The organism is Carboxylicivirga fragile (genome assembly GCF_050589805.1).
GTDB lineage: Bacteria > Bacteroidota > Bacteroidia > Bacteroidales > Marinilabiliaceae > Carboxylicivirga > Carboxylicivirga fragile.
This window is the reverse complement of sequence record NZ_JBNGOY010000063.1, coordinates 1-22,858: the sequence shown is the minus strand read 5'-3', so window position 1 is coordinate 22,858 and position 22,858 is coordinate 1. Positions and strand designations below refer to the sequence as shown.

Below are 22,858 nucleotides of genomic sequence, written 5' to 3'. Positions count from 1 at the left end.
AAGATGAACACACATACTAAATTTTTCAGTTTAATTATTTCAGTAAGTTTTATAGCTCTTTCTTTGGTAAGCTGTAACTTTGATAAGCAAAAAGAAAAGACAAATAAAGTACAAGATGTAGTTGAACATGTGCTTCCTGCAGGCGAAATTCATGCCTATTATTTTCATGCAACACGTCGGTGTGCAACATGCGAAGCAGTTGAAGCTGTAACAACTGAATACCTTAAAAACAACTATGCTGATAAGGTGGTATTTACGTCAATTAATCGCGAAGAACAAAAGAATTCTGCTTTGCTGAAAGCCTACAAGGTTGACGGTCAAACACTCTTGATTGTTAAGGATGATAAACTTATTAATCTGACCAACGATGCCTTCCTAAATGCGCGAACTAATCCTGATAAGTTAGAGGCCAAGCTTAAAGAAACCATAGACGCATTGCTATAGCTGATAAATTAATTGCTTATGAGGTTTTAATGGATTTAGTTTAAGTTCCAATGACCTATCTTTTATTGTGAATTACTAAATTTCAGACAATACGAATTGAGCTTCGGTCTTCGGACTTAAAGCTAACTAACAATTGAAAATGGAAGTACTACAAAATTTTCTAGAAAGCTCACAGTTTCCAATACTTTCAGCTTTCTTACTAGGATTGATGACGGCTATTAGTCCGTGTCCATTAGCGACTAATATTACGGCTATTGGGTTTATTAGTAAGGATTTAAATAGTCAACGTAAGGTATTTCTCAATGGTTTGATATATACTTTAGGAAGGGCTATATCTTACACAGCCATTGGTGTTATCTTTTATTTTGGTGCGAGCCAGTTTAATCTTTCAGGGCCACTGCAAGAATGGGGTGAAAAGCTCTTGGGGCCAATTTTAATTATTATTGGTTTGTTTATGTTGGGCGTATTAAAAATGAATATACCTGGCATGAGTTATCTGACCGATAAAATGGAAGATAAATCAAAGAGCGGTTTTTGGGGCGTTTTGTTACTAGGTATTGTATTTGCCTTGGCGTTCTGTCCGTATAGTGGCGTGTTGTATTTCGGTATGTTAATTCCAATGACGGTTGCTAGTCCGAGTGGGCTTATCTTACCTCTTGTGTTTGCCATAGCTACCGGTATTCCGGTTATTATCTTTGCCTGGTTATTGGCTTTTAGTGTTGGCTCAATTGGGCAGCTTTATAGTAAGATAAAAACTTTCGAAATATGGTTTCGCCGTATTGTAGCTATCTTATTTATAGTTATTGGTGTTTACTATGTGATTGTCCTATTCTTCTAATATTTTTTTGAGTTAATCATTCGTTATTTTACGAACAAATATAAGCTTAAGCATGGAACAAAAGAAAAAAATCAGGCTAATAGGATCAATAGCAATTGTACTACCAGCATTAGTTGCGCTCTACATGTATTTGCAACCTTTAGCTGATTATTTAGTGTACGAAATATTTACACTAAAGCCTGAAACTCATTTAGGAGAAGCGATTAACTTCTTCATTTACGATACGGTGAAGATTGTCATCTTACTATTTCTTATCAGTTCCTTAATGGGAGTTGTTAACGCCTACTTCCCTGTAGAGAGATTGAAGGTTTACCTTACAAGCAAAAAGCTGTATGGATTGCAATATTTCTTTGCTTCCTTTTTTGGAGCCGTTACACCGTTTTGCTCATGCTCTTCCATCCCACTGTTTATTGGATTTGTTCAAGGGGGCATACCCCTCGGAGTAACTTTTGCTTTTTTAATAACATCACCGCTGGTTAACGAGGTGGCTATTGCAATGTTCTTGGGCTTATTCGGATGGAAGGCCACTTTAATATACGGCGTAAGTGGTATACTATTAGGTATGGTAGGAGGTTATTTACTTGGCAAACTAAAATTGGACAGATACCTCACCGATTGGGTAAAACAAATTCAGGCAAATGCACAGGCAGAATCTAATCAATGGGAGGATGAAAAAACACCTTTCATAGATCGATTACCAACTATTATTGCCGACGGATGGGGTATTGTACAAAAAGTACTGTTATACGTTATTATTGGTATCGCCATAGGTGCCGCGATGCATGGTTATGTGCCAGAAGGTTTTTTTACCGAGTACCTATCGGAAGATAAGTGGTATGCCATTCCTTTAGCTGTTATTTTAGCCGTTCCAATGTATGCTAATGCTGCAGGAATCGTTCCTGTCATTCAGGTTTTTGTGGCTAAAGGAGTTCCATTAGGAACAGCTATTGCCTTTATGATGTCTGTTGTTGGTTTGTCATTACCAGAAGCTACACTTCTTAAGAAAGTTATGAAATGGAAGTTGATAGGTATATTCTTCGGTACAATCGCCGTATTTATAATTATACTTGGGTATCTTTTTAATTGGATACTCTAAAAACATGGACTCATCGAAATGCTAAAGAAAATATTACCCTGGTTCGTTTTTGCATCTTTATTTATTCTGATAATTGTAGGCTATCGTTTAAAAGATAATATGGATGCCCATTTATCTACGATGATTAAAAATCAAGCGCCTGCTCTGGATAAAGCATGGGCTCAGGTTGTAGTTGATTCACTTTATAATTATTCAGAGAATGAGTTGAATTATCAAATCACCTTTTTAGAATTTGGTGCAAAAGGATGCTCTGCATGCAAGCGAATGGAAACGGTTATGGAAGAAATAAAACATAAATACCCTGATGAGGTAAATGTTATTTTTCGTAATGTTTTGATTGAAGATAATCTTAGGTTGATGAAGTATTATGGTATTGCAAGTATTCCAACTCAAGTGATTCTTGATGATACTGGGAAGGAATTTTTCCGGCATTCAGGATATATTTCCACAGCAGACTTAAATGAGGCGTTTCAAGATAAATTGAAATAAAAAAAGGGATACCATTGGTATCCCTTTCAAATATATTAAAGTCAAAAAACTATATATTCATGTTCATTGCTTGGCGCACTTCTTCAAGTGTACTTATTGCAACTTCTCTTGCGTTAGCAATACCATCTTTAAGAATGCTTCTAACGTAATCTTCGTTCTTTTCTAACTCAACTCTTCGCTTACGTATTTCACTGAATTGCGAATTTAAAGCTTCAGCCGTCATTTGTTTTAATTTACCAGCTCCCTGTTCGCCAATTTCTTCAGCAATTTTAGCAGGAGAATCACCTGAACAAAGCGAAGTAAGCATTAATAAGTTAGCTACCTCAGGTCTGTTTTCAGGATCATAAGTTATTACACGTTCCGAATCTGTTTTTGCTTTTTTAATAAGCTTGCTCGTTTCATCCTCCGTGGCCTTAATCATGATGGTATTATTTCTACTCTTACTCATCTTCTGACCACCGTCTAATCCTAGAATCATAGGAGTTTCACTCAATAAACCAACTGGCTCACGAAAAACCCTTGCCTTAAATTTCTTATTGAATCGTTTGGCAATTTTACTTGTCAACTCAATGTGTGGCAATTGATCCTTTCCTACCGGAATCACATCACTCTTACAGAAAAGTATATCGGCAGCCTGATGCACAGGATAAGTGTACATTCCAGCGTTAATCACGTTTTGGCCCGATGCTGAAATCTCTTCTTTGATGGTTGGATTCTTGCTCAACTCAGCATTTGATACCAATGATAAGAATGGAACCAACAATTGGTTAAGTTCCGGAATGTGACTGTGTGGGAAAATATGCGTTTTAAACTTTTCTGGATCTAAACCACATGCTAAATAATCCAATGTTAATTCATATACATATTTTGAGATGTCTTTAAAAACATCACGATCGGTCAATACCTGGTAATCGGCAATCACAATGTATGTTTCTACACCAAGGTTTTGAAGGCGAACACGGTTTTGTAATGAACCAAAATAATGACCTATGTGAAGATTTCCTGTAGGTCTATCACCCGTTAATACACGGTGTTTATGTGGATTGATATTTAAATCAGCTTCTAATGCATTACTTTTTTGAACAGCCGTATCAAAGGATGATTTACTGATGCCTTCTTCTTTTTCTACACTCATATCTTCAGTTACTTATTATTTGCTTGCTTCTTTTCAGGTATGAAACACCTACCTAAAAGGTCCGTTTTCTTTTAATCAATTACAAAACAGGCACAAAAATGAGAAAAATTAAGGAAATGAGGGCCTAAAAATTGTAAAATATTAAGGAGCGGTTCTTTATTTGCAGCTTGCTAGGAGAGAACCGTTCCTTTATAGCTGTTCGGTTTCTGGCGCATATTTGTCAAGTTTTCAGTTGAGGTAATCTGTCAAATTATAATCAAAGGAATGGAGAAGTTTAAATCAACTAAATATCTTTCAACGCCAGCAAAGCCATATACTCAGATCAATCCTGCCATGATGCCAATATGCCATTCTCAATATAGATATAAACGTCATTATTATAAATCATCTGTTCATGAACTCCCCAAGTTCCAACACTTCGGTTGATTTTTGATGGGTGCCCACGACTATCAATAACCATCTCTTTTGACATTCCGATCCAAATTGAGCCATTATTTATTTTCTCCCCTTGAATCGCTCCATATTTTTTTATTAATCTATTCTTTCTATTTTGTTTCTGTTGTCTTTGGCGTGCAAGTTGATCCTGTTCTCGTTTTTTTTGCTGTTCAAGTAATACTAATTGCTCTTGTCTTTTTTTATCAGCTTTTTCTTTATTGACCAGTTGATTTTTTGCATAATCCACCTCTGAAATTAATGCATCCCTGAATGCGTAACCTTCTATACCCTTAAACAAAACTTTAAATAGTTTATCATCAGCTTGAAGTACTTTTACTTTATTCCCATAGGATAACTTTTTTAAGTTACCTATACCATTTGAGTTTTTATATATGTATGTACCGCTAATACATATATAAGTTTCGCCTTCAGTTTGATCTAGGATATACCTGTTAAGTTCTTTTTTGAAAAAATCACTCTCTTTTTCTAAGGAACTAATTTTAGAGCTGTACTGATTAATTAAATGTTGTATGCTGTCAATTTTGGTTTTAAGTAAGATTTCTTGGCTAGTAGAATAAATAGTAACAAAAGAGAGTAATAAGAATATCGTCAAACGCATGTTATTTGTTTTAAAATAAAGGGTTTAATATATGTTAAATAAAATATTAATCCAAGTATATGGAATAAATTAGAGAGATTTAAGACATGGTGAAGCATTTCAAAATCTTGCTCACTTTACAAGTACAGATCAGAAATTCATCCCTAATCTTTAGTTTATGTTCAAATTTAAAACAACTCAATCACTTTCAGTGTAAGCAGAGCCCAAACTAAATACCTCAGCATTTTCCCAATAAACATACCAATAGCAACATTCCATACATTTACTTTGAGCAGCCCAAGTAATACCGCAATTACATCACCTATGCCTGGTAACCAGCAGAAGAAGGATATCCATAATTCCTTTCCAGCAATGCGTTGCTGTGTTTTTAATATCTGTTCATGTTTGATGCGCAGGTATTTTTCAATCCACTCAGTTTTGCCTAACCAACCAATGCCATAAGAGCTCATGCCACCTAGCCAGTTGCCTAAGGTAGCCAATGCCAGACTCCAATATAAATCGTAACCACCTGCTAACATCCCAGAAAGTAATGCTTCGGAACTGAAGGGAACAACAGTTGCGGCTAAAAAAGAAGCTAAAAAAAGTGCGAGATAACCGGATTCGAACATGAAAACTGATTGATTTTGAACAAAAATACAAAAATAATGCGTCAAGCCTAAAAAATATTTTTTGTCTGTATTGCCTATAAATACTGCTTTCTGGAAGATTTGGAAAAAATAATTTAAAAATATTTAGTACTTTGTATTGCATAGTACCTGCTTTTAACCATATATTTGTAATACCAATTTCATTGTATAAACTAGTATTGTGTCATGAAACTATCTGAACGAATTAATCAAAAATGGCTTTTGGCTTTGACAATGGTTTTTTGCCTGTCAATGTTTAATCAGGCTCAAAGTACAGAAGTTGATACGCTTTCGAAAGCAAAAGAAGTAACAGAACAATGTACTGAGGCAAAATCAGCTTTACCGCAAGTAAAGAACAAGAAAGTGAAGAAGGTTAAAACTGACAAAAAGCAGACTAAGGATAGCATTGAAATTAGTAAATGTTTTGAGCATGGTTTCTTATATAAGAAGAATGCCATATCAAGTATATAATAACTCTATAAAACCGGGAGAATGAATGTAGAAAATGTAAAAGCGCAGATGAGGAAAGGGGTATTGGAATATTGCATTCTATCTATCCTTTCTAATAACGATGCCTATGCTTCCGATATTATTAACCGGTTAAAAGAGGCGAAAATGATTGTTGTAGAAGGCACTTTATATCCTCTTTTAACACGTTTGAAAAATGCGAAGCTGCTTAGTTATCGTTGGGAAGAGTCTACTCAAGGTCCACCACGAAAGTATTATGCACTCACCGAAGAGGGCAAAACGTTTTTAGTAGAAATGGATAGCTCGTGGAACGAACTGGTTAATGCTGTTGACCTAATTCACCAAACCAAATAACCTGAAGTCATGAAGAAAACAGTTACAATAAATATAAACGGGCGAAAGTTCTTTATCGATGATGATGCCTATACGAGGCTTCGAGCTTATCTGGATAAGATTGAGCAGAGTTTCAGAAGCCAGGAGAGCGGGGAGGAAATAATAGGTGATATCGAGAGTCGTATTTCAGAGATTTTTGAAGATAGAATTAATCGCGAAACGGGTGTTGTTTCAATGGCAATGGTTGAAGATGTTATTGTTATTATGGGCGAACCCGAAGAGATAAATGACGAAGAACCAAAGGCAAAAAGCACAACGCAAAGCATGGCATATGTAAAGGCCAGCAAACGATTTTATCGCGATATTGATAATCGCGTATTAGGAGGTGTTTGTGCAGGTATAGCAGCTTATCTTGGCATCGACAGTATCATTGTTCGAATTATAGCCTTGGTATTGATTCCATTAACGTCGGGCGCTATTATACTTATTTACCTAGTACTTTGGATGGCTTTACCACCAGCACTCACAACAGCTCAGAAATTGGAGATGCGTGGAAAACACATTACCATCAATAATATTGAGCAATCAATTAAAGATGAGTATGAAGAGGTAAAAAAGAACCTTGGCAACTTTAAGCAGTCTAAAGCCTATAAGTCAGGTGAAAACTTCTTCAGTCGTTTTTCAAAGTCAGATAAAACAGTATTGATAGTTATTGCTGGTATCCTGAGTATGTATGCATTATGGCAATTCGGACATGTTGGAACCGATATTTTACACGCCCCAATGGCTGTATTTACCGGTTTTACACATAGTGTTGCCCCTACATTTAATCATGTGTTCTTTCCTGGTGCTTTAACCATTGTACTGGTATTGTTAGTGGTGGGACTTGTGTTTAAAACACTCTTTAAAATCATACTTTACATCATTGCCTTTTTGTTGCTGGGTGCACTTACTCTTAAAGTGTTATTCTGGATGTTCGGAGGTTTTTTATTGATGTGCTAACCTACTTTTAATTTACGAAGATGAATAAAACGATAGATATAAATCTTGATGGATGTGCTTTTCAAGTTGAAGAACAGGCCTTCGAAAAGCTTAAATCATATCTTGACACCATCAAAAAACGCTTGGGAAAAAGTGAGGAAGCGGAAGAGATACTGGCTGACATAGAGGCACGTATTGCAGAATTATTCCAATACAAATGCTCTGGTTCAACCATTAATTTAGCGGTGGTAGAAGAAATAATTGAAACCATTGGAGAACCTGCTGAGATTGTGGATGAAGACGAAGCGGATGAAACCAATCAGGAATCTAATAAAACCTATTCGGCACCACCACCTTATTATGGGCGAAAAGGCCTATATCGCGATTGTGACGACCGTGTTTTTGCAGGTGTTTGTGGCGGCTTAGGGGCTTATTTCGATGTTGACCCATTGGTGTTTCGCATCATAGCTGTGGTTACAGCTTTACTGTCATTAGGCTCACCAATACTTATCTACATTGTGTTATGGATAGCCATGCCTGAGGCCCGTACCATGGAACAACGCATTAGGATGCGAGGTGGTGTAACTTTTAAGAATGTTGGTGATAACATTAAGCAAGAATACCAGGCCGTTTCGAATAAGTTTAGATCGTATGCTAACAAACCAAACTATAAAAATATGCAACAACGAATGAATAAAACTGGAGATGCTATGGCCACAGGCTTGCACTCTGTACTAAACGTATTCGGTACCATTCTGGGAATTGGCATAGTGTTGTGGAGTGTACTGTGTATTATGATCATTGTTGGAGTTATCGTACTTAAGGATGCTATGCCTGGCTTAGCCTTATCTGAGGGTAATTTCTTTATTACAACGGTACCCGATCATTTTCTGTCTCATCTCGACCAATTATTGGCGACTATTGCTGTATTGCTTTTAGTAGTTATACCGTTCTTAGTCATTCTGTATTTGGGATTAAAATTAATTTTCCGTTTTAAAACCAATGGTAAAGTTATTGGTATGTCTGCTCTTGGCTTATGGTTAGCTGGCTTGGTTTTGTTATTTTTCACTGGTTTGCGAGTTGCTAAAAGCTTTAGCGACAGCGGTTCTATTACAGAAACACATCAGCTACAAACTACAAGTGCGGAGACTGTGTATTTAAGAGTAGCCAATAATACCACACCTGTTGATCAGGAATACCTCGCAGACGTCGATAACTTGGAATTGTCATTGGCCGACGAGCAATTGTTAATAACTGGCGATCCGCATATTAATATTATACGTGGCGATGATTTCTCAATTAAAATCACAAAAAAAGCAAGGGGATTAAACGATAAGGCCGCTGAGTTTAATGCCGTTAATACAGAGTATTTCTGGGAACAAAAAGATTCAGTTATCTATTTGGATAAGATCTTTAATTTGGGTGATGAAGCTTTGATGCGTAAGCAGAAAGTGTACATCGATATTGAAATACCTGAAAATAAAAGCTTAGAGGTTAGTCCATACCTCGACCGTTTAATCGATAATTACTAAAAGTTTGAACAAGAAATAATTTTAACATTTATACATCAAGCAATCATAAATTCTGGCTCTCTGTAAACGATGGGAAATCTACAATTTGAGCCGTATTGGTCTTGATTCTTGATACCCATATCTAAAACTAAAAAAATGAAACAGTTATCAATATTACTAATTGCCTTGTCTTTTTCATTGACAGCAATGGCACAGAATCGCCCTTCGGATAGATTATTTGAAAAGATGGCTCTAAAACCTGGTGTTACCATGATGTCTTTTTCAAAGGCCATGTTAGATGCAGTTGATTTATCATTTGATGATGATGAAGACGGTACTGAAGGTAAAGTTACAGGTGATTTAAATGAGGTAAAAGTGGTTATTTATACAGCATCTAAAGATGCTGAACCAATGGATTTCAGAGGAGAAGCTTTGCGTTATTTGCCACTAAGCAAATTTAAAGATATCGATGCCGACGATCATGATATCGATAATGACAGCGGCACAGTTGATATTCGTGTTTTAAAGTCGGGGCGTAAAGTTAAGGAATGCCATATGTTGTTTCAGGGCGAAACCAATGGTGTATTGCTTTCTTTCTTTGGCGACTTTAAAGTAGAACAGCTAAAGGAAATGGCCGAGAAAATGGATAATTATAAATAAAAGAGTCCGTTAGTCCCGATAATTATCCGGGATAGCCAGAAGTTTGTTTTGTAATTCACTAACAAATGGTGCTAGATGCAAAATTCTGTTGGATTATAATCTTTTGGTATTCTGACTAGCACAAAATATTAACGATTTATTGAAATAACGCAGATGGCAATATTGGGAAACATATTCATCCAATTACTATCACCTAATCACTAATACCTTAATAAAATGTCATTTATAGGAAATTTAATTTGGTTAATCTTTGGCGGATTGATAATAGCGCTTGAGTACTTTGTTTGTAGTTTACTCTTAATTGTCACTATTATTGGTATACCCTTTGGTCTACAAACATTAAAATTGGGAGTTTTGGCTTTATGGCCATTTGGAAGCGAAGCCCGTTACGAACCTCAGGCATCAGGTTGTTTAAGTACTTTTATGAATGTACTTTGGTTGATATTTGGTGGTTTTATAATTGCACTAACTCATGTGTTTTGGGGAATAGTGTTAGCCATCACTATTATCGGTATCCCTTTTGCACGTCAACATTTTAAGTTGGCTGGTGTTGCATTAACGCCTTTTGGAAGAACAATAGTATAGATATAATCGAATTAATAGAAATATTGCTCGACTATGGTTTAGTGATAATTTTTATTTTTTAAGAGTCAATCCATATAGGGTTGACTCTTTTTTAGCGCATAAAGAAGCCCAATCTGAGTTTCAGATTGGGCTTTTAATTTCTTTTTAGCTAAAGACTAGAAACGACGACCACCACCGCGGTTGCCACCTCTGTTACCACCAGCACGCTCTGGACGTGGAGATGCTTCTTTAACATTGATGATACGACCATCATATTCAGCACGATCTAAATCTTCGATAGCTTTTTTAGCTAGTTCGTCATCACTCATCTCAACGAAACCAAAACCTCTTGATTTTCTTGTTTCGCGATCCATGATAACTTTTGCCGATGAAACCTCACCGTACTCACCAAATAAATCGTTTAAATCACCATCTGTAATGGCGTAGGTCAAATTTGAAATAAAAATATTCATCTTATAAAAACTTAAAATACACGGTGCCTCAGATGCACCTAATTAAAAAAAATACTACTTAAATAAAGGTCTAATGAAATGCGGAAGGTTGGAACCTAATTACTAACGGAAGGTAAAAACTAACTATCAGCCTAAAATCAAAAAATCCAGTTTTAAATACATCACAAAGGTAGATAAATAATCCATTGACATGGCATGCCGAAATATAAAGAGTGTTAAAAATGTAAAATGAGATACATTCAGCATTTATTAAGCTTAAGCCTTTTCATATCGTGTTATTAGTAGTAACTTATGACTTGTGATAAAAACGGATTCTTTATATGGCAATTCTGAATACCATATTGTTGATGATTGCTTCATCAGGTGTTTATTTTTTACTGAAAAGTAAAAATAAGTATAGGGTGCTGCGAATTGTAATGATTGGAATATTTTGGTACGGCCTTCTTCTTTTGCTTCTCTACTTTATCGATTTTATTATTGCGTAGTATTGTTTAGTCCTTCCTTAATTGGAGTCATCAATTATTTAACAAAAAATGTTAGATTTAAGGTTCAGACTTGAATGGATTAAATTAAATGTATGATTGAAAATTCGAATGAGCTTCTAAAGGACAACTCTCAAAGGGCAAAAATAACTGAGAGGGTATTTATATTTTTAGGTATAACTACTGTATTTGCAGTTGTGTCAAATGTAATGGAACATAATCTGTTACAGGATTTAAAGGGAGGATTGATGTATGATGATTCCCAACTAGAGATGAGTGATTTAAGACAAGGGATTATAGGTTTGGTTCAAACAGGATTAACGATTACCTCAGTTGTTGTTTTTCTAGGATGGTTCCGCAGGGCTTATGGTAATTTGCACCGAAGTGGAATACGAAATATAACTTATAGCGAAACGATGACCAATTGGAGCTTCGTCATTCCGTTTATAAATTTATATCGCCCATACCAAATAATGAAAGAATTACTGCAGGAAATGAAACGCGTGGTTATAACTGTGGTGCCTTCATATCGTTTGCAGATTAGTTCAGGAATTATTGGAATGTGGTGGACGGTTTATATAATCAGAGGAATATTGGGGCAAATTGCTTTTCGGTCAAGTTTAAGAGCTGAAACAGTTTTTGAATTGAGTAATTCATCTATGGCATTTATTATCTCCGACACTTTTGATATTATTGCCATTATTGTTACCATTTTAATGGTTAAACAAGTTTCAAAAGAAGAAGAAATGTTTGCTGAATCGTTAAAAGTAGCAAAGATAAAAATTGAAGAAAGTGTTGAAAATTAAGTGTTGGTACTATGGATTACTTGAACGCGATAAAACGCATTAAAGCACTTGGCGAGACTGGGTTGGTATATGCTCAAAATAGCTATGAAATTGAACGCAATCAGGAGTTAGTTGATCTGAGTCAGGAAATGATGGCTGAAATGGCCCAAAAACCGGTTGAATCTTTAGATCATTTTTATGTTCCGCCAACGGAATATCCTACCCCTAAGGTGGATGTAAGGGCTTTTGTATTGAACGAGAACGATGAAATACTCTTTGCCAAAGAAGTGGTGGATGGCCATTGGTCGATACCAGGCGGCTGGGCCGATATTGGTTTTACGCCTGCCGAAATAGCCGTTAAGGAGACCGAAGAAGAAACAGGTATTGATGTTGAAGTTGAGCGCTTGTTGGCTGTTTATGATAAACGCTGTCATGCACACCCACCTTCGGCATTTTATGTATATAAAATCATTTTCTTGTGTCGAGTTGTTGGAGGGGAGTTACGTGGTAATTTCGATATTGAAGAAGCACGTTGGTTTCCGCTTGATAAACTGCCTGCACTTTCAGTTGATCGTATTGTTGAATCGCAAGTGCATGAATTATATAAATTGGCTAAGAACAACAACTTACCCGTTGTATTTGATTAACCTTAAACCTCAATAATGATGTCATCAGCAGGACACGTAATGGCCATGATAAAGAGCATGCGAGATAATCGTGAGCTCGTTAAAAAGAAAACTTCATTATTTAAAGGCCTGAATAAGAAGATCAGTAGTTCGTATCGCCACCAAACGAAAGAACAAAAGGAGTTGAGCGCGGATGAGTTGAACGCGCTTAGGCAAAAACTAATCCGACAAAACCGTTTAGCTTTTTTTAAGCAAGTTGTCGCTTTCGTTTTGGCATTAATCATAGCTGGGGTGCTGCTTTATTGGGCGAATCAGTCACTCGATTTGAAAGATTTTTTTGTATGAAAAATGTGTGCGTAGATACTGAAATTTTTTTTTGTGATTAAAACCTCTGAGACTTTGTGTCTCTGCGTTCAAACTAAGAATGCAAAAACCGCAATAAAGGTCGTTACCAGTATTGCGGTTTTTCACGAGGATCTAATTCGTGCCTAAATTTTGGACTCTTTAGGAATGAAATTGAATTTTTATCATTTATTATTAACCAAGGTTCTCCAATCAACCTTATTTCATTTATAAGTTTAACCAATACCTCAATTTAAAATTCACTTGCAATTTTTTATCACTAAAGTTGTGACTCGTTCGATCATTTTTAACAACGATAAAAAAATCGCTCAAAGGTCGGAAGCGCCAACGCAACATGCTATTGACATTCATGTTGTCAACTTGTGTATTATACTGCACCAATGTTGTCCAGCTAAGATCCTTTTTAAAAGTAATCTCAGCTTGTAAGGCAGCCAGGTGATAGATTTCAGTGCCAATGTCACCAGGGAAACGCAGGTTACAATAATCGTAATCGAAACTAAAATTACCCCATGGTTGAACACGGTACTTGGCACCCAAATGAAGCGATGTTTTTTCGCCATTGTAGAAGAAGCCATTCTCAGCTGATAAATTGTAGTTAAATAGCTTTCGCCAATTACTTGTGTATAATATGCCAATGCTCTGGAAATTGTATTGCCCTGCCTCCAATAATTTATCGTTTTTTAAAATATCGGTAGGCGCCAATAAGTTGGCTTGTTCGTAATTCATAAAAACATTTATCGAACTTCGACTTTCAAATTCGGTGTAAACATTTAAGTGACCAACATAATCCTTAATGCTTCCATTGGGGTTGGTGTAAGCGCTAAAGTTGTTGCCAGGTGCAATCAGTAATAGTTTATCATTTTTGGGGTAGAAGGTATAAGATGTTCGATTCGTTAATTCCGTAAATCCTTGTCGAAATTCAGTATCATCACGGTCGTTTCTATTGTAGAGACGGGGCACATATCCCATGTCGTTAATATAATTATCGCCTACATTATACACACGATTCGCCACTCGTAATGTCGAGGAGTTGTAATTGAGCTCGGCACCAAGGTAAGCCGCTTTACCATAGTTTTCGGGGTTAAAGCTGTGGTGGTATTTGGCTGTTCCTGTCCAGTTGCCTTTGTTATTCATGTAATCAAATTCTAAACCAGCCGTTCGGTTATAGTCCTCTTTGTCAAATCGCATAAAATCTGGTGTCATTTGGCGATTGGTGAACATGCCTTTTATGGCCGACCGTTTTAGTACGCTCCATTGAAATGAAGTAGCTGAATAGTTCTGTGCCGATAGATCTTCATAAGCTTCGTTTTGCACATTGAGCACACCAATACGAACTTTCTCGCTGGCATTGCCCGATAGACGAACACCATAAGTCATGGGTACATAATTCCAGTCGTAAATTCCAATGCGTCGGGTGTAAAGTGGTTTAATACGATTGTCGGTATAAGGTGTGGTGTGATCGGTATACGTTCCAAAGCCGGAAAACAGATCGCCATTCTCGAGAAAGAAAGAGCGCATCTCGGGCATGTAATATTCAAAGCGATAAAAGTCGATGTATTGGCGGTCCACATTCACGGTTGAGAAATCAGGATAGATGGAAAGATCGAGCGAAAGGTTAGACCCAACGGCCATTTTAGCATCCAGCCCACCATTGAGTTTCACTTCCGTTTTGCCATCTGCTTCACGGTCGTTAATAACAGCTCCCGAAACGGAAGGAAAAATATTTATCTTGCCCTTGGTCTCTTTCGGAACATCATCTTTGAAAGTAACATTGCCATTATAGCCAAAGTCCATACCACTAAAATCCATTGGGAAGCGACACCATAGATCGTAGGCGCCTAATTCAATGTCGTTACGGATAAAATTGATGCCCCATTGGTTATTATCGGCATCAAACTTAATGGATGAAAAAGGAATGGCCATTTCGTAACTATAGCCATAATCAGTAATGCGTGCCTCGCCTAACCAGTAATCGTCCCAAAAGGTATCAACTATTGGGTTGGCTCCACGCTGCGAAACAGTAGCATCTACTTGTATGCCCCTCGGGTTCATGGCAAAAAAGTAACCATTGGTATCGTTATTGCCCGGGTCGATGGTAACACTAAAACCATCGCTGTTCCAAAAGCCGCCTTCATCATCTCGTTTCATCGATGTAATAATTGGCTGGGCCTTATCGTCGAAACATTTGGCCGAAACATAGATGAATTCATTGTCGTAGCTAACTTTCACCTCTGTTCGTTTAATGGCAGGAATTGTATCAACTGGCCAGTGTTGCCAGAAATCATCTATGTAACTGGCGTGTTCCCATTCATCGTCGTTAATAACACCATCGATAATAAATTCATTGTCACCACGTGTTATCTGTATGTGTTTCATTGGAGGTGCTTGCGCAAGGCTATTGAAATGAATCAATACAAAGAGTAAAAGTGGGCTTAGTCGTTTCATGCTTGTCAGATTATGAAACGAATGTAATTGTTGATTCAATACCTGCTTTTTTATAAAGACAAAGACCTTGTTTTTAACGACAAACAACACCCTTAGCCTTAACTATCTTCTTTTGTCCTGCCTATTTGTTATTTGTCGCGTATTGTTGGTTGTTTATCGCATGTGTTTGTAATTAGCATCGATAAAATATACATTTATCCATTGCAGTAAATACTAATAATCGCTGGAGCAAATGAAGGAAATGGTTAATAATATATTCTTTAAGAACCGAGTCATTTGGCATGTTCTGTTTTGGCTCGTCTCGTATTTATTTTATTCCATATCGTATGGCGAGTACAATGGTAATTATGAGCTGGAGTTTAAGTCAAACCTGCTTTTGTTACCCATTCGCATGTTGGGTACTTATAGCTTAATTTATTTTCTTATTCCACGCTTTTTACTCAAGCGTAAGTTTTTGCAGTTTGGTGTTTTTACGGCTATTCAAGCCATTTTGTACGGCTTTGCTATTTGGATGACTTTCTACTTAATCCCACTTTATGGCGATAAGTCGGCGTATCCTGTTTTTTACTGGCCTAAGATATTTGTTGCCATTATTACCAATTATGAGTTGCCCTTTGTTGCTGCTACTATCATGCTATTTAAGACTTGGTACAGAGAACAAAACCTGAAACAATCCTTAATAAGTGAAAAGAAGGAGGCGGAGTTAAACTTCCTGAAAACACAGATTCATCCTCACTTTTTATTTAATACCTTAAACAACCTTTATGCGCTTACCTTGAAGCAATCGAAGGATGCGCCCGATGTTGTATTGAAGCTCAGCGATTTGTTACGTTACATGTTGTACGATTGTTCGGTGGATTATGTGCCCATGCACAAGGAGCTGGATTTTATTTCTAATTACATAAATCTTCAGGGCATCCGTCATCATAAAAGCATGGTGGATATAAGCTATGAGCAAAAGGGTGAGGCTAATAATAGCAGGATAGCACCTCTTTTGCTTCTACCGATCATCGAGAATTGTTTTAAACATGGTGCTGATAAGGGCAATCAGCACATCGAGATAAATATTAATATAGATATTGATACCGCTTGCCTGCATTTGCATACTTGCAATACTTTAAATGAAGATTTATCCGAAATAAAAGAAGGATTGGGACTGAAGAATGTGCGCCGTCGCCTAGAGCTCTTGTATCCGAATAAGCATTCCTTAAAAATGGTCATTAAAGATGATGAGTTTGTTGTTGACCTTAAAATAAATCATCCCTCATGAGTATTAATTGTGTGATTATAGATGATGAACCTTTGGCTGCCGAGGTGATTGAAACGCATGTTAATAAATTGGCTTCGCTCAATATTGTAGCTATCTGCCATAGGGCAACCGATGCTTTTGAGATTCTGCGTAAGCAAAAGGTTGATTTATTGTTTCTCGATATTCAGATGCCTGGCTTAACAGGTATTGAGTTTCTTCGTTCCTTAAAACATCCGCCAAAGGTGATACTTACCACGGCTTATAAGGATTATGCCTTGGAAGGTTACGAGTTAGATATTGTTGACTATCTGATGAAACCCATTTCCTTTGAGCGATTTGTACGTGCCGTCAATAAGTTTTTTGAGATGCAGCCTCAGACAATTGAGGTGCATCATCCCGAAAAGGAAGGCAGCGATGCTTATGTGTATGTGAAGGCAGGTAAGATGATTAATAAGGTGTTGTTGAAGGATATTCTGTACATCGAAAGTTTTAAGGATTATGTGAACATTCATACATCGAACCGGGTTATTACAGCTCGCCAGACCTTGGTGTCCATTGAGCAAAGTTTGCCCGAGAGTTTGTTTGTTCGTATCCACCGTTCCTATATCGTATCCATCAATCAGATTACTGGATTTACTTCCACCACTATTTCTATAAATGAAAAGGCTATTCCCATAGGCCGTAACTATAAACAGCAGGTGTTTCATTGTTTAAATTATTTACCGCCCGAGGAGTAAGGGCTGACTTGTTTATGGCATAGTTCAAGCACTGGAATAAACATAGTCCTCTGGCTTAGCTTTACCTGCTCTTTATTTGCCAATAAGACTTTATAATTCATTGCCAATTATCATGGCAATTCTGCTTTTATTCTTCTTATCTTAGCTCGCTGAAAAACACAATACTACCGATTGTTTAATGATCCCGATAGTCATCGGGATAGCGCTAAGTTCGCATACTCCTTAGCACTATTCATTAATACATCGGCATTATATTACGATTTATCTATAAGCAATATAATAATGGCAGCAGAACAGTCCGATCAGGCAAAAGGATATTTGTACACGGCACAGGCATTTGTTAGCTGGGGTTTATTACCCATCTATTGGAAATGGTTGAGTCACCTACCAGCACTTGAGGTATTGTCGCACCGTATATTTTGGTCGCTCATATTCGTTTTGTTATTTCTGTATTGGAAGGGTAACTTAAACCTGCGTCCAATATTTAAAAATAAAAAAGCGCTCTTAACGCTTTGTACCACTGGCATTTTGGTAGGAAGCAATTGGGGTGTTTACATTTATGCGGTTAACATCGATCACATTGTTGAAGCCAGCCTGGGTTACTATATTACTCCATTGTTTAATGTGGCCTTGGGTATGTTATTCCTGAAAGAGCGACTGAACAAACTACAATTCATTGCCTTGTTGCTGGCCGTTTGTGCCGTGGTCTATCTCACCATCGATTATGGTAAATTCCCTTGGATCTCTATCTATTTAGCCATTTCATTTGGTATATATGGCTTGCTTAAAAAAATGAGTGGCGTGGAATCGATGCCCGCACTGGCTATCGAAACTTTGGTGTTGGCTCCTTTTGCTTTGGGCTACATTGTTTGGGGTTTAATTAGTGGCCAAGGTGCATTGTTTAACGAAAGCCGAACCATCGATGCCTTACTTATTCTGGCAGGTGTGGTTACAACCTTTCCGCTCTATTGGTTTGGGCAAGGTGCCAAGCGCATACCACTCACTTCGGTAGGTTTTATGCAGTACATAGGGCCTACCATCATGTTACTTCTGGGAATCTTCTTATATCACGAGGATTTTCCTATTCAGAAACAAATTGCCTTTGGCTTCATATGGCTGGCACTGGGTTTTTACACCTATTCTATTGTTAAAAAATACCGTAAATCTAGCTAGATGTCGACTAAACCGCACTTAAAAGCATACATCGCACTTTTAACAGGATTGGTAATTATTGGTTTTTCAGCCGTATTGATTAAATCGGCCGAAGCACCCGGCCTAATAACTGCCTTTTATCGTGTGGCCATTGGTTCGCTGGTACTAATATTTCCCTTTGTGTATAAGTGGAAGGCTGTAAAAGCACTTTCGAAAAAGGGTATTTACATAGCCGTATTGGGTGGTATTGCCTTTGGTATTGATACCGGACTTTGGTCGATGGCCATTGAACTGAGCAATGCGACCATACCTACTTTAATGGCCAACCTGGCGCCTGTATGGGTTGGTTTTGGCGCTGCTTTATTTTTTAAGGAGAAACAAAATAAGGGCTTCTGGATTGGTTTGAGCATTACTTTGGCTGGCATGATTGTAATGGTGTACCGTAGTTTGTACGTGCAAGATGGTTTGTTTACCGGCATAAGTTTAGGAGTATTGGCGGGTATGTTTTATGGTGCCTATCACTTATTTACCCAACAAGGAAGACAATTAATGGGAACCCTCCAGTATTTATCTATCAGTACTTTTGCTGCCGCGCTTACGGTAGGTATTATTATACTTTTTACCTCCTATTCGTTTACGGGTTATAACGAGCGTACCTGGCTAATCTATTTGGTTTATGGTATTGGAGTGCATGTGGGTGGCTGGACACTCATTAATTATGCCCAGGGCTACCTTAAGGCTACTACCGTATCGCCTACCTTATTAGGGCAGCCCGTACTAACTGCTATTGCCGCCTATGTTGTGTTGGGCGAATCATTAAGCGCCTGGCAAATTGTTGGCGGTATGATTGTGTTTAGCGGTATTTACATTGTTAACTACACACGATTGAAGCGTAAGTAATCTTACTAAGCTCAAGTTCAATATTTTTAAGATTAATTTTCCTGTTATCGGTATAAAAACAACTTAAGCTGTTTCTGTTATACCAAATGTATAATCGGTATTAGGCCTTTTGTATGGACTTATCGCAGCTTATTGTGTTTAAGCCTTACTATTGCAGTTATCTATAGCTATTAAGGAAACAATAAAAGAAACAGAATGGCCATACTGGAGTGCTGAAAATACGTACTGGAGTGCTGGATGAACGTACTGGCGACCTGGAAATGCATACTGAAGAGCTGGAAGAGTGTACTGGAGATCTGGTAGAGCATACTGGCAGACTTGATGAACGTACTGGTGAGCTGAAAAAGCATACTGAAGGGCTGGATGAACGTACTGGAATGCTGGAAGATCATGCTAGAGTGCGGAAAATGAATACTAAAGTCAATGAGGAGCCTCCTAGAGGCAGTGTTCAATTACCTGATTCAGCGTCAAATGCTACTAAATTTAGAATGTTTCTAATTAACTATATAGTATTGGATATATATTTTGTTTAGTATAGATTTGGTAAGACCAATACGTTTTACTTTAATATGAGTAAAATAAATTGTGAAAATAATTAAGACGATTAGAATGAATACTAAGTGGATCGTGTAATTGTGCGCTATTTGCATATCCTAAATAAATTTGCTGAGACAAGCAGCTCTATTTTAAAACCTAAACCAGAATGCTATGAGATTATTTATTTTGTTCTCTTTACTCATTATTCCAATATTTACAAATGCGCAAATTGGTGTTGATTATCACCAGTCAAGTATACCATTTTTTGGAATAAATTATGAAATAAATGAAAGGTTCCGACCAGAATTTAGAATTGGAACGGATGTATATTTTGAAGAAATATCAATCGAAGGAATAGTCACATATGACATAATAACAAACACGGACTATGAATTTTACACTGGTTTTGGTGGTCGAACGGGTGACTTTGAAGGATTCGTATTTCCAGTAGGACTTAATTTTTATCCATTAGCGAAAAAGCAATTTGGATTTCATGTTGAATTAACGCCAATATTTGGTGAATCTAATATTCTTAGAGGTAGTTTGGGAATTAGGTATAAGTTCGGAAAATAAGCAATACAGCGCACAATGCCTGGAAACAAGGTTCGTAAGATGTGTGGCGGTTTGAAAGGTTCATGGTTTCTACAATCAGTGCCAAACCTTTGATTTATGAACAAGGAGTAGTTTTTTTATGGTGTTCATGATTTATAATTGGCTTTAAATGAAAAGGAAAAAAAATAAAAGATTTGGCTCAGCTCAAATTGGAAAGTATGTAAGGTTAAATCGCCTTTTAACAACAACATGCGACAGGCCATTATGCTTAAGAATAAACATACTCAATATTAATAAGGCTATTGAATGACAGTATTTATGAAAAATTTTATCACACTATTTGTATTCACATTGTTAGTAATCAATTCAAAAGCACAGGAATCTTTTAATAATACCAATAAGATTGGGCTGGAAATGCAGTTAATGGCAAACACAAGCATTACCAGGGATTACATTTCTCCTTCAATTAATTACAAAATAGGCAAGCATGTAATATTCTTAGGTTACATGAAATCGATAAATAACAATGACCCAGACTTAACATATGAAGGAATAAAAGGAGGATACCAAATTTATCCACATAAAAACCTCAAGTCTGTCAAGGTGTTTTATCAAGCTTATTTGCAATATGAAAGAAATGAATACCTAGGTATTCAAAAGCGTATGCTACTTTATTTTGGTTCAGGAATTGATTATTGGTTTAATGACCACATTGTTCTCAATTATAGTTTTTCACCAGCATACGGATACGAAACATCAAACCATCCAACAAAGGCAAATAATACGGAAACAGGTTGGTATAATACAATTGATGCTCGAAGTTCAATTAATATCAAATACTATTTCTAATAATAATTTAAAACAAAAATAACATTACCTAATAACTAAGCGTTCTGACTGCTTGCATACCAGAGTCTGAACGTCCCGAGAATTCGGGATTACCGACAACCGGATAGAAATCACCTTATATGGCGATTGATATAAGTAATGTGTTTATTGGCCATTGTTTTGATGGCTTTCCTTTCCTTTTACAGGCTTATTTTAGTCTCTAGTTCTATCATTTTCAAAGTATTTAAATCGTAAACTACGCTTTTATTAAGCTTAAGGCCATAAGATTCTAGTCGCCTTCCGACCTTAGTTGGGTGTGAGGTAAGCTAATAGTTCCAAACCTACATTTTTAGGTAAGCCTATATATTTGAGAACTTAAGCGGCGAATAAATTCTTCATATTAGTGTAATTCACGAATTGAAAATCAGCGAAGCTAAAATTTGTGGTTGAAAGATAAATACTGGTCTACGGTATCTTTTAAAAGCAATTTCTCTGTATGAATGATCCAATTTTTTTAATTTTGCAGTCATAATGTGAAACATGCTTTAATGATTGCCAACAAACAGCTGATTAGTACAATTGTAATATTCATTCTCCTACAGGTATTTGCAACAGATTCAGCTGCTCAAAATTTCTTTGAAAAAGATTCTACCTATAATAAATGGCATTTTAGAACCGGCCCATACGTTTGGCTTCTTGGGTTTCAAGGGACTATAATCCGCCCCCCAGAACCACCTGGCAATCCCCCAGTTGAAGGCCCTCCAGAAATAGGCACTTTGCCCGAAGCAGCTCCAAGATATGATATTGATTTAAGTTTTAGAGACATCAGACACTCCATCAAATTTGCTTTGATGTTCACAGGTCAATACCGAAATGATTTCATGGTAGCTCAATTCAATGTCAGTTCACTCGTGCTGCGCAGCGGCTTTAAAACACCTTTTGATTTTTTTCTACAGAATAGCTTTACGGATTTAACTTATGTGGGTGGAGATTTTGGGTTAGGTTATCGTTTAATAAAAAAGAAACAATTCGATATTGATGTATTACTAGGCGCTAAATTTGCCTATTTTAAAGTTGGTATTACCAGTGAAATATTTGGGCGTAAACCAGTATCCATATCCAGAGATAATTTATGGGTTGACCCTCTTTTTGCGACCAATATTAAATACCGGTTTAATTCCAAAGTTGAGATCGTTTCATATGGTGATTTAGGCCCGGGGTTCTTTGCAAGAGATGATTTCAGTTATCAATACATTATTGGAATCAACTACCTCTTTACCAAAAGCTTTCTAACAACCCTTGGTTATAGGCACATCTACTACGAAACTCCAAATAAGGATGCCCTCTATCAAGGCTCGATAAAGGGGCCATTACTTAGATTATGCTTTCAATTTTAATACCCACACCCTATTAATTTTTAAAGCAAAAGGGGAACTCTCAAAAGTCAAAAAAGAATCTTTGAAACTTATAATTTGTAACTAACTTCAATATTTGTTACCCCTAAATCCCCTGAAGGGGACTTAAGCCTCC

26 protein-coding genes are annotated in these 22,858 nt (G+C 36.9%); 21 read left to right on the top strand and 5 right to left on the bottom strand.

The window, feature by feature from the left end; translation table 11 throughout:
* The first annotated feature begins 3 nt into the window (after window positions 1-3).
* The 4 genes from ACRD7B_RS20425 to ACRD7B_RS20410 all read left to right on the top strand — a co-directional run bounded on the left by ACRD7B_RS20425 (window position 4) and on the right by ACRD7B_RS20410 (window position 2,867).
* Complete coding sequence (locus tag ACRD7B_RS20425) at window positions 4-444, top strand: nitrophenyl compound nitroreductase subunit ArsF family protein (protein WP_430826513.1); 441 nt, start codon at window positions 4-6, stop codon at window positions 442-444.
* A gap of 139 nt (window positions 445-583) precedes the next feature.
* Entirely contained in the window at window positions 584-1,282 is a 699-nt protein-coding gene (locus ACRD7B_RS20420) for an aromatic aminobenezylarsenical efflux permease ArsG family transporter (protein WP_430826512.1), read from the top strand.
* Window positions 1,283-1,334: 52 nt separating this feature from the next.
* Window positions 1,335-2,378 (top strand): permease, encoded by a 1,044-nt coding sequence (locus ACRD7B_RS20415; protein ID WP_430826511.1) that lies wholly within the window; start codon window positions 1,335-1,337, stop codon window positions 2,376-2,378.
* Window positions 2,379-2,396: 18 nt separating this feature from the next.
* On the top strand, window positions 2,397-2,867 hold the full coding sequence (locus ACRD7B_RS20410; protein WP_430826510.1) for a thioredoxin family protein: 471 nt from the start codon (window positions 2,397-2,399) through the stop codon (window positions 2,865-2,867).
* 49 nt (window positions 2,868-2,916) lie between these two features.
* Here the strand turns inward: ACRD7B_RS20410 and trpS are convergent, their stop codons facing one another.
* The 3 genes from trpS to ACRD7B_RS20395 form a co-directional block, all read right to left on the bottom strand.
* Window positions 2,917-4,002 carry a tryptophan--tRNA ligase gene (trpS, locus tag ACRD7B_RS20405; protein WP_430826509.1) on the bottom strand — a complete coding sequence of 362 codons (1,086 nt, stop codon included), beginning with the start codon at window positions 4,000-4,002 and terminating at the stop codon, window positions 2,917-2,919.
* Between the two features lie 322 nt (window positions 4,003-4,324).
* On the bottom strand, window positions 4,325-5,056 hold the full coding sequence (locus ACRD7B_RS20400; protein ID WP_430826508.1) for a hypothetical protein: 732 nt from the start codon (window positions 5,054-5,056) through the stop codon (window positions 4,325-4,327).
* Between the two features lie 167 nt (window positions 5,057-5,223).
* On the bottom strand, window positions 5,224-5,664 hold the full coding sequence (locus ACRD7B_RS20395) for a YqaA family protein (protein ID WP_430826507.1): 441 nt from the start codon (window positions 5,662-5,664) through the stop codon (window positions 5,224-5,226).
* 204 nt (window positions 5,665-5,868) lie between these two features.
* On the opposite strand from ACRD7B_RS20395, the gene ACRD7B_RS20390 reads away from it, so the two are divergent.
* From ACRD7B_RS20390 to ACRD7B_RS20365, 6 genes are all read left to right on the top strand, one after another.
* Window positions 5,869-6,153 (top strand): hypothetical protein, encoded by a 285-nt coding sequence (locus ACRD7B_RS20390; protein ID WP_430826506.1) that lies wholly within the window; start codon window positions 5,869-5,871, stop codon window positions 6,151-6,153.
* Window positions 6,154-6,174: 21 nt separating this feature from the next.
* Window positions 6,175-6,504: a PadR family transcriptional regulator gene (locus ACRD7B_RS20385; protein WP_430826505.1), complete on the top strand. Its 330-nt coding sequence runs from the start codon at window positions 6,175-6,177 to the stop codon at window positions 6,502-6,504.
* A 9-nt stretch (window positions 6,505-6,513) separates the two neighbouring features.
* The gene (locus ACRD7B_RS20380; RefSeq protein ID WP_430826504.1) at window positions 6,514-7,485 is read left to right on the top strand and encodes a PspC domain-containing protein; all 972 of its coding nucleotides are present in this window, start codon (window positions 6,514-6,516) and stop codon (window positions 7,483-7,485) included.
* Window positions 7,486-7,505: 20 nt separating this feature from the next.
* Window positions 7,506-8,996, top strand: a complete 1,491-nt coding sequence (locus ACRD7B_RS20375; RefSeq protein ID WP_430826503.1) for a PspC domain-containing protein — start codon at window positions 7,506-7,508, stop codon at window positions 8,994-8,996.
* A gap of 135 nt (window positions 8,997-9,131) precedes the next feature.
* On the top strand, window positions 9,132-9,635 hold the full coding sequence (locus tag ACRD7B_RS20370) for a DUF4252 domain-containing protein (protein ID WP_430826502.1): 504 nt from the start codon (window positions 9,132-9,134) through the stop codon (window positions 9,633-9,635).
* A 216-nt stretch (window positions 9,636-9,851) separates the two neighbouring features.
* Window positions 9,852-10,220 carry a YccF domain-containing protein gene (locus ACRD7B_RS20365; RefSeq protein ID WP_430826501.1) on the top strand — a complete coding sequence of 123 codons (369 nt, stop codon included), beginning with the start codon at window positions 9,852-9,854 and terminating at the stop codon, window positions 10,218-10,220.
* A gap of 155 nt (window positions 10,221-10,375) precedes the next feature.
* Here ACRD7B_RS20365 and rbp read toward each other — a convergent pair whose 3' ends face one another.
* A complete protein-coding gene (gene rbp / locus ACRD7B_RS20360) occupies window positions 10,376-10,672 on the bottom strand; it encodes an RNA-binding regulator (RefSeq protein ID WP_430826500.1) in 297 nt (98 codons plus the stop codon).
* A 577-nt stretch (window positions 10,673-11,249) separates the two neighbouring features.
* Here rbp and ACRD7B_RS20355 point away from each other — a divergent pair.
* From ACRD7B_RS20355 to ACRD7B_RS20345, 3 genes are read left to right on the top strand one after another with little or no spacing between them, the layout of a single operon-like run.
* On the top strand, window positions 11,250-11,960 hold the full coding sequence (locus ACRD7B_RS20355; RefSeq protein WP_430826499.1) for a DUF4328 domain-containing protein: 711 nt from the start codon (window positions 11,250-11,252) through the stop codon (window positions 11,958-11,960).
* 11 nt (window positions 11,961-11,971) lie between these two features.
* On the top strand, window positions 11,972-12,586 hold the full coding sequence (locus ACRD7B_RS20350) for an NUDIX hydrolase N-terminal domain-containing protein (protein ID WP_430826498.1): 615 nt from the start codon (window positions 11,972-11,974) through the stop codon (window positions 12,584-12,586).
* Between the two features lie 15 nt (window positions 12,587-12,601).
* Window positions 12,602-12,910, top strand: coding sequence for a hypothetical protein (locus tag ACRD7B_RS20345; protein WP_430826497.1), 309 nt, complete (start codon window positions 12,602-12,604; stop codon window positions 12,908-12,910).
* A gap of 225 nt (window positions 12,911-13,135) precedes the next feature.
* Here the strand turns inward: ACRD7B_RS20345 and ACRD7B_RS20340 are convergent, their stop codons facing one another.
* The gene (locus tag ACRD7B_RS20340) at window positions 13,136-15,373 is read right to left on the bottom strand and encodes a sugar-binding protein (protein ID WP_430826496.1); all 2,238 of its coding nucleotides are present in this window, start codon (window positions 15,371-15,373) and stop codon (window positions 13,136-13,138) included.
* A gap of 232 nt (window positions 15,374-15,605) precedes the next feature.
* Between ACRD7B_RS20340 and ACRD7B_RS20335 the strand changes: the two genes are divergently transcribed.
* The 8 genes from ACRD7B_RS20335 to ACRD7B_RS20300 all read left to right on the top strand — a co-directional run bounded on the left by ACRD7B_RS20335 (window position 15,606) and on the right by ACRD7B_RS20300 (window position 22,725).
* Window positions 15,606-16,643: a sensor histidine kinase gene (locus ACRD7B_RS20335; RefSeq protein WP_430826494.1), complete on the top strand. Its 1,038-nt coding sequence runs from the start codon at window positions 15,606-15,608 to the stop codon at window positions 16,641-16,643.
* Window positions 16,640-17,359: a LytR/AlgR family response regulator transcription factor gene (locus ACRD7B_RS20330; RefSeq protein ID WP_430826493.1), complete on the top strand. Its 720-nt coding sequence runs from the start codon at window positions 16,640-16,642 to the stop codon at window positions 17,357-17,359. The genes ACRD7B_RS20335 and ACRD7B_RS20330 overlap by 4 nt, the downstream gene beginning before the upstream one ends.
* 282 nt (window positions 17,360-17,641) lie before the next feature.
* Entirely contained in the window at window positions 17,642-18,532 is an 891-nt protein-coding gene (gene rarD / locus ACRD7B_RS20325; RefSeq protein WP_430826491.1) for an EamA family transporter RarD, read from the top strand.
* Window positions 18,533-19,411, top strand: coding sequence for a DMT family transporter (locus ACRD7B_RS20320; protein WP_430826489.1), 879 nt, complete (start codon window positions 18,533-18,535; stop codon window positions 19,409-19,411). It begins immediately after the preceding gene.
* A 230-nt stretch (window positions 19,412-19,641) separates the two neighbouring features.
* On the top strand, window positions 19,642-19,944 hold the full coding sequence (locus tag ACRD7B_RS20315) for a hypothetical protein (RefSeq protein ID WP_430826488.1): 303 nt from the start codon (window positions 19,642-19,644) through the stop codon (window positions 19,942-19,944).
* A 175-nt stretch (window positions 19,945-20,119) separates the two neighbouring features.
* Window positions 20,120-20,521: a hypothetical protein gene (locus tag ACRD7B_RS20310; protein ID WP_430826486.1), complete on the top strand. Its 402-nt coding sequence runs from the start codon at window positions 20,120-20,122 to the stop codon at window positions 20,519-20,521.
* Window positions 20,522-20,818: 297 nt separating this feature from the next.
* A complete protein-coding gene (locus ACRD7B_RS20305) occupies window positions 20,819-21,349 on the top strand; it encodes a DUF481 domain-containing protein (RefSeq protein WP_430826485.1) in 531 nt (176 codons plus the stop codon).
* A gap of 527 nt (window positions 21,350-21,876) precedes the next feature.
* Entirely contained in the window at window positions 21,877-22,725 is an 849-nt protein-coding gene (locus ACRD7B_RS20300; RefSeq protein ID WP_430826484.1) for a DUF481 domain-containing protein, read from the top strand.
* Window positions 22,726-22,858: the final 133 nt, after the last annotated feature.

Coding starts and splice junctions, on each gene's coding strand:
- ACRD7B_RS20425 (WP_430826513.1), top strand. CDS start 4: ATGAACACACATACTAAATTTTTCAGTTTAATTATTTCAGTAAGTTTT.
- ACRD7B_RS20420 (WP_430826512.1), top strand. CDS start 584: ATGGAAGTACTACAAAATTTTCTAGAAAGCTCACAGTTTCCAATACTT.
- ACRD7B_RS20415 (WP_430826511.1), top strand. CDS start 1,335: ATGGAACAAAAGAAAAAAATCAGGCTAATAGGATCAATAGCAATTGTA.
- ACRD7B_RS20410 (WP_430826510.1), top strand. CDS start 2,397: ATGCTAAAGAAAATATTACCCTGGTTCGTTTTTGCATCTTTATTTATT.
- trpS (WP_430826509.1), bottom strand. CDS start 4,002: ATGAGTGTAGAAAAAGAAGAAGGCATCAGTAAATCATCCTTTGATACG.
- ACRD7B_RS20400 (WP_430826508.1), bottom strand. CDS start 5,056: ATGCGTTTGACGATATTCTTATTACTCTCTTTTGTTACTATTTATTCT.
- ACRD7B_RS20395 (WP_430826507.1), bottom strand. CDS start 5,664: ATGTTCGAATCCGGTTATCTCGCACTTTTTTTAGCTTCTTTTTTAGCC.
- ACRD7B_RS20390 (WP_430826506.1), top strand. CDS start 5,869: ATGAAACTATCTGAACGAATTAATCAAAAATGGCTTTTGGCTTTGACA.
- ACRD7B_RS20385 (WP_430826505.1), top strand. CDS start 6,175: ATGAATGTAGAAAATGTAAAAGCGCAGATGAGGAAAGGGGTATTGGAA.
- ACRD7B_RS20380 (WP_430826504.1), top strand. CDS start 6,514: ATGAAGAAAACAGTTACAATAAATATAAACGGGCGAAAGTTCTTTATC.
- ACRD7B_RS20375 (WP_430826503.1), top strand. CDS start 7,506: ATGAATAAAACGATAGATATAAATCTTGATGGATGTGCTTTTCAAGTT.
- ACRD7B_RS20370 (WP_430826502.1), top strand. CDS start 9,132: ATGAAACAGTTATCAATATTACTAATTGCCTTGTCTTTTTCATTGACA.
- ACRD7B_RS20365 (WP_430826501.1), top strand. CDS start 9,852: ATGTCATTTATAGGAAATTTAATTTGGTTAATCTTTGGCGGATTGATA.
- rbp (WP_430826500.1), bottom strand. CDS start 10,672: ATGAATATTTTTATTTCAAATTTGACCTACGCCATTACAGATGGTGAT.
- ACRD7B_RS20355 (WP_430826499.1), top strand. CDS start 11,250: ATGATTGAAAATTCGAATGAGCTTCTAAAGGACAACTCTCAAAGGGCA.
- ACRD7B_RS20350 (WP_430826498.1), top strand. CDS start 11,972: ATGGATTACTTGAACGCGATAAAACGCATTAAAGCACTTGGCGAGACT.
- ACRD7B_RS20345 (WP_430826497.1), top strand. CDS start 12,602: ATGATGTCATCAGCAGGACACGTAATGGCCATGATAAAGAGCATGCGA.
- ACRD7B_RS20340 (WP_430826496.1), bottom strand. CDS start 15,373: ATGAAACGACTAAGCCCACTTTTACTCTTTGTATTGATTCATTTCAAT.
- ACRD7B_RS20335 (WP_430826494.1), top strand. CDS start 15,606: ATGAAGGAAATGGTTAATAATATATTCTTTAAGAACCGAGTCATTTGG.
- ACRD7B_RS20330 (WP_430826493.1), top strand. CDS start 16,640: ATGAGTATTAATTGTGTGATTATAGATGATGAACCTTTGGCTGCCGAG.
- rarD (WP_430826491.1), top strand. CDS start 17,642: ATGGCAGCAGAACAGTCCGATCAGGCAAAAGGATATTTGTACACGGCA.
- ACRD7B_RS20320 (WP_430826489.1), top strand. CDS start 18,533: ATGTCGACTAAACCGCACTTAAAAGCATACATCGCACTTTTAACAGGA.
- ACRD7B_RS20310 (WP_430826486.1), top strand. CDS start 20,120: ATGAGATTATTTATTTTGTTCTCTTTACTCATTATTCCAATATTTACA.
- ACRD7B_RS20305 (WP_430826485.1), top strand. CDS start 20,819: ATGAAAAATTTTATCACACTATTTGTATTCACATTGTTAGTAATCAAT.
- ACRD7B_RS20300 (WP_430826484.1), top strand. CDS start 21,877: ATGATTGCCAACAAACAGCTGATTAGTACAATTGTAATATTCATTCTC.